This is a genomic window from Streptomyces sp. NPDC012935, from assembly GCF_042900345.1.
Classification (GTDB): domain Bacteria; phylum Actinomycetota; class Actinomycetes; order Streptomycetales; family Streptomycetaceae; genus Streptomyces.
Window position 1 is genome coordinate 1 of record NZ_JBIBBC010000042.1, and the last position, 5762, is coordinate 5762.

At 38.6% G+C, this 5762-nt stretch carries 5 protein-coding genes, 1 tRNA gene and 1 rRNA gene; 3 read left to right on the forward strand and 4 right to left on the reverse strand.

Annotated elements, in window-relative coordinates:
• The first annotated feature begins 17 nt into the window (after positions 1 to 17).
• Positions 18 to 89, forward strand: a tRNA-Glu gene (locus ACFY5C_RS41145).
• A 59-nt stretch (positions 90 to 148) separates the two neighbouring features.
• Here ACFY5C_RS41145 and ACFY5C_RS41150 read toward each other — a convergent pair.
• The 4 genes from ACFY5C_RS41150 to nadB all read right to left on the reverse strand — a co-directional run bounded on the left by ACFY5C_RS41150 (position 149) and on the right by nadB (position 4224).
• The gene (locus tag ACFY5C_RS41150) at positions 149 to 565 is read right to left on the reverse strand and encodes a VOC family protein (RefSeq protein WP_054548462.1); all 417 of its coding nucleotides are present in this window, start codon (positions 563 to 565) and stop codon (positions 149 to 151) included.
• Between the two features lie 165 nt (positions 566 to 730).
• On the reverse strand, positions 731 to 1834 hold the full coding sequence (gene nadA / locus ACFY5C_RS41155; protein ID WP_387256528.1) for a quinolinate synthase NadA: 1104 nt from the start codon (positions 1832 to 1834) through the stop codon (positions 731 to 733).
• A complete protein-coding gene (gene nadC / locus ACFY5C_RS41160) occupies positions 1821 to 2681 on the reverse strand; it encodes a carboxylating nicotinate-nucleotide diphosphorylase (RefSeq protein ID WP_066038273.1) in 861 nt (286 codons plus the stop codon). The genes nadA and nadC overlap by 14 nt, the downstream gene beginning before the upstream one ends.
• A complete protein-coding gene (gene nadB / locus ACFY5C_RS41165; protein ID WP_054548465.1) occupies positions 2662 to 4224 on the reverse strand; it encodes an L-aspartate oxidase in 1563 nt (520 codons plus the stop codon). The genes nadC and nadB overlap by 20 nt, the downstream gene beginning before the upstream one ends.
• A gap of 100 nt (positions 4225 to 4324) precedes the next feature.
• Here nadB and ACFY5C_RS41170 point away from each other — a divergent pair, with 100 nt between their 5' ends.
• Positions 4325 to 5395: a cysteine desulfurase family protein gene (locus ACFY5C_RS41170; protein WP_066038274.1), complete on the forward strand. Its 1071-nt coding sequence runs from the start codon at positions 4325 to 4327 to the stop codon at positions 5393 to 5395.
• Positions 5396 to 5673: 278 nt separating this feature from the next.
• A 5S ribosomal RNA gene (gene rrf / locus ACFY5C_RS41175) occupies positions 5674 to 5762 on the forward strand; the annotation flags it as partial.

Genomic DNA, 5762 nt, shown 5'->3' on the forward strand with positions numbered 1-5762 from the left:
CCTCCTTCTCCGCCATGGGCCCGTTGGTCAAGTGGTTAAGACACCGCCCTTTCACGGCGGTAACACGGGTTCGAATCCCGTACGGGTCATACTAAAAACAGTAGATGCTATTGCATCTACTGTTTTTTGATATTCATAGATACAAAATTTACTCTTGTTTCAATGCATTTTCATCCATATAAACTACTTCCCAGATGTGCCCATCTACATCTTGAAAACCCCAACCATACATAAATCCGTGATCTTGTGGTTCACTATAAGGTTTACCACCAGAGGCAAGAGCCTTATTCACTAATTGATCTACTTGTTCACGATTTTCAGCAGAAAGACATAAGATTGCTTCTGCAGAAGTAGTAGTATCTGTAACTTCTTTCTTACTAAATCCTTTAAATCGTTCTTCAACCATTATTAATACGAAGATATTTTCACTAATAATCATTGAGGCTGTTGTTTCATCACTGAATTGTTGATTGAACTCAAAACCTAATTCCTTAAAAAAACTGATCGATTTGTTTAGATCTTGTACTGGTAAATTGATAAAGATATTTTTCGATTGAAAAGCCATTTAGTATCACCTCCAAATTGACAGTATCATGGAGCATAAAGTCGTGTCAATTATAGCAAAGCGGGGCGCAAATGGAAGCCATTAGCACTATTAGAAGTAGGCGTTATGTCAACAAAAACAGAAAGGTTATATCTTCAACCTTTCTGTTTAAAAAGTTTTAACTATTTATCCTCTGGCTAGCATTCTTTCAAGTGAACTAAGTGCTTCAGCGGTAGTATGTTCATCTACTTGTATGCGGTTATGAGGTTGACCTTGCTCAATACTTTCTAAGCTCCATAACAAATGTGGAAGGTCAATTCGATTCATTGTTAAACAAGGACAAAAGTTTTCGTTTAAGGAGACAATATGTTTATCAGGATGCTGCTTAATAATGCGATTGACAAGGTTCATTTCTGTTCCAATTGCCCATGCAGATCCGCTTGGAGCTCGATTGATTGTATCAATAATGTATTTTGTGGAGCCTGCATCATCAGCCGCTGCAACCACTTCACGGCTGCACTCAGGGTGAACAATTATCCTCATAGTCGGGTGTTCTTTGCGAATAACCTCTGTATGTTGAACAGTAAAACCTTCGTGCACAGAGCAGTGACCCTTCCAAAGAATAACCTGGATATTTTCAAGTGGCTCTTTTGTTTCGAGCAAGTTCTTATGTGGATTCCAAACAGCCATATTTTCAAGAGGTATACCTAAATCATAGGCAGTATTTCTTCCTAAATGTTGGTCAGGTAAAAAGAAGATACGCTGTTTTTGGGTAAAAGCCCATTGAACAAGTTCCTTTGCATTCGATGAAGTGACACAAGCACCACCATGTCTTCCAGTAAAGGCTTTAATAGCCGCAGTTGAGTTAACATAGGTTAGAGGAATAATCGTATCACCAAAGAGTTCTTGAAGAATTGGCCATGCTTGTTCAGTTTGATAAATATCAGCCATATCAGCCATTGAACAACCAGCGCGCATATCTGGTAAATAGACATGTTGCTGTTTCGTTGTCAGCATATCAGCAGTTTCTGCCATAAAATGTACACCGCAAAATACGATGTGTTCAGCTTCCTTATTTGCTGCGGATAATTGAGCTAACTGTAAAGAATCCCCAGTTGCATCTGCAAATTGAATGACTTCATCTTTTTGATAATGGTGGCCAGGAATAAATAATTTAGAACCTAATTTTTTCTTTATTGATAAAATACGAGATTCCATTTCCTTTACAGATAGTGCCCGATAATGCTCTGGGAGTAATGTCGTCTGTTGTAATAAACTAGTGATGGACAAGGGAATGATCTCCTTTCATTTGAACGAGTGCACTAATATCAAAAGCTTTAACTGAATGTGTTAAGGAGCCAAGTGAAATCCATTGAATACCCGTTTGGGCATAAGCCTTTAAATTTTCAAGTGTGATGCCCCCAGATGCTTCAGTCGCAATAGTGGGAGGAACAATGGGAAGCCATGCACGGATTTCTTCTGGGCTACGGTTATCAAACATAATAATATCTGCTCCTGCGTTGATAGCTTCTTCTAATTGTTCTTTTGATTCAATTTCAACTTCAATTTTTACGGTATGACCGACTTTCGCTCTAGCGGTCTGAACTGCCTTTGTAATGCTACCAGCAAAGGCAATATGATTGTCCTTTAGCATAATTGCGTCGTACAGGCCATTACGATGATTAAAAGCACCACCAATTCTAACAGCATATTTATCTAGCATACGCAGTCCTGGTAGTGTTTTACGCGTATCACATATTTTTGCGTGAGTACCTACTGTTTCTTGAACGGCAAGATGGGCAGCCGTTGCAATAGCAGACATACGTTGAATAAGATTTAAAATGACACGCTCACCGATTAATAATTTTTGTAAGGGACCTTTAATCACAGCGAGTACATCACCTGACTTCACCATCTCTCCATCTTTTGTATGAAGATTGACTTCGATTGATCGATCGAGTAAGAGAAAGCCATGCTCAATAATGTTAGCCCCACAAAAAATTCCGCTTTCTTTCGCGTAAAAAGAAAAAGCTCCCTGTTGTTCGGCTGAAAAGATAAATTCACTCGATAAATCTCCATCTCCTAAATCCTCATTAAAAAATTGCTTGAGCATTTCCTCAAGTTTGATGATATTCATACAATGAGTTCCTCACTTTCATTTGTCCTTGCGAAAAAATAATCCATCGACTTGCCCATTGTGATTTCATTTCGGATTTATCCTTCCGAATATGAGCTCCTCTTGTTTCCGTTCGAGTAATTGCTGCATGTGCCATTAATGTGGCGACTACATGCATCATAAATAATTCCAACTCAGCTAGTTCTAGACCCTTTAAATTAACTTGAATAAGTGATTGCAAGGAGGGTAGTTGCTTTACAAAATGCTGCAAGTCATCAATATTTCTAACAATACCTAGGAACTGCATCATGTGTTGCTGTAATTGGGGTTTGCTAAATAAAGGTGGCATTTTATCAGGACATTGATGCTTTTCCAGTAAAAAGTTTTTTTGATGACACCCTTTTTGAATAATGAACTGCGCCATTTTTTGACCAAATGTAATACCTTCCAATAGGGAGTTGCTTGCTAAACGATTCGCACCATGTACGCCTGTACAGGCAACCTCACCGACTGCATATAAGTTCGGTATAGTAGTTCTTCCTTTGTCATCAGCAATAACACCACCCATCAAGAAATGACTTCCTGGAGCCACGGGGATTAGACCATCTTGTAAATGAACGTGATGAACATGGCACAGCTGAGCAATTGTTGGAAACTTTGCTTCAAAGTCTTGAATGTTAGTGATATCAATAAACGTTTCTTCACCCGCTGCACGTTTTGTAAATAGGGCAAGTGCAGTAATATGTCTTGGTGCTAGGTCAAGTTGAGCATGTAAACCTGTCATAATGGGCTGATGCTGGGCATTAACAAAAATACCACCAGCCCCTCTGACAGCTTCAGAAACTAATCCCTTTGCTTCATTTTTACACCACAGAAGACTCGGGTGAAATTGCATAAATTCCATATCACTAATGGCAGCGCCTGCTCGAAATGCTAATGCGATCCCATCCCCTGTATTAGTTGGAAAATTAGATGTACTTGAATAAAGGGCACCTGCGCCACCTGTCGCTAAAATAACATGATGAGCCAAATAACGTTTTGTACCTTTTTCTCCTTTAGTTAGCACTCCTACACAGTCACCATCTGTATTCCGTAAAAGCTCATAAGCCATTTCATAGCAATTGATCTTTGTTTTGGGCGAAAGTTTATGAAGCAAGTAATCTATGAAAATCTGACCAGTACGATCACCACCTGCATGTAGAATACGATGATGACTATGTGCTCCTTCAAGTCCTAGAGCAGGTTTTCCATCGACCTGCCGATCAACAGGGAGGCCATCCTTTAGATAGTTTTGCATAATCTCAGTGCCATCTTTTATAAGTGTTTTAACATGCCTTTTCTCATGATGATACTCTCCAGCTTTCAATGTATCAGCAATATGATGTTGAATATGATCCTCCTCACTGGTAACAGCAGCAATCCCACCTTGTGCACGATAAGAACTACTCATATATATAGATGATTTTGTAACAATTTGTATTTGAAAATGTTTTTCAAGCACTAAAGCAGCCTGAAGTGCAGCAATACCACTACCAATTATAAGGACGTCTGTCTTTACATCCATTGTTATACCTTCTTTACAGTTGTCTTGACACTTATCTTTACATAAAATATAAAAGAAAACAAGACCTGATGAACAAGAGAGGAAGAAGACGATGATTTATATGGATTATGCTGCAACATCACCTATGATGAGGGAATCTCTTGAGGCATATGTAGAGGTGGCACAACGGTATTATGGAAATAGTGCGAGTTTGCATGATTTAGGGGGACAAGCTTTTTATTTTGTCCAGCAATCAAGGGAGGTTGTAGCCCAAGCCCTAGGTGTAACTAGTGATGGCGTAATTTTTACGGGTAGTGGAACAGAAGGAAATCTCATAGCCATCTTGTCGTTAGCGCTAGCCTCAAAAAAAGGAAAACACATTATTTCATCTCAAGCTGAGCATACGTCAGTGCATGCGGCTTTGAATACACTTGAGAAAAAGGGCTTTACTGTAACAAAATTACCTTTGCAGAAGGATGGTTGTGTTGATCTGGGGCAATTGCAACAAGCAATCCGGGAAGAGACTGCTTTGATTACCATTCAACATGTCAATTCTGAAATTGGTTCAATCCAGCCTGTAGAGAAAATCGTAAAGATGGCAAGAAAATCAAATATATTCTGTCATGTTGATTGTGTACAATCATTTGGCAAACTAGCTATACCACAAGGGGCAGATGCGATTACCATCTCGGCTCATAAAATAGGCGGACCAAAGGGCTGTGGTGCTATATATCTGAACCCTGCAATCAGAGTACCTGCATTAACACCAGGTTTGACACATGAGAGGGGTCTTAGAGGGGGGACATTAGATACTCCTGCAATCGTGGCCTTTGCCGCGGCAATTGAAAACTATCAATATGAATTGCAACATTATGAAACGCTAAGAAATTATTTTGAAAATAATTTACCTGAAAAATGTCAGCTCGTTGAGTGTAAACAGCAACTACCTAATATTTGTGGGGTAATGATGGAAAAAGTAGAGGGGCAATATGTTCTTTTAAAGTTAAATGAGGCGGGAATCTGTATCTCTACAGGTAGTGCATGTGATATTCATAGTGAATCGGGAACAAAGGCTATTCTATCAATGGGGTTCTCTTTGGAAGCGGCACGCCAATTTTTTAGAATATCTTTTGGACCTTCCACTACACTTGAGGATATTGTAAAATTAAAAATAGAGCTTTCAAATATTTAACGAAAAGACGAGTGAAGGATTATCTATATTCTTCACTTGTAGTGAAATAGATTATAAGCTAATAATATCGGCCAAATAAAATAATTGTTTTCTTTTGAACCAACAATTGCTATAATATTTTGCAGGGCAATATTTTCTCTTACTTAACAAAAATATCTTTAAAAAGTAATAATTTCTTTTTTTTATAAAAAAGTATTGCACAATGTTAGAAAACGTTATACAATAATTCTTGTCTTGAAGGACAGGTAAACAACTTCAAAACAAGATACATAACAAAGTCTAGTGATGATGGCAAAGAGGTCACACCCGTTCCCATACCGAACACGGAAGTTAAGCTCTTTAGCGCCGATGGTAGTTGGGGGCTTCC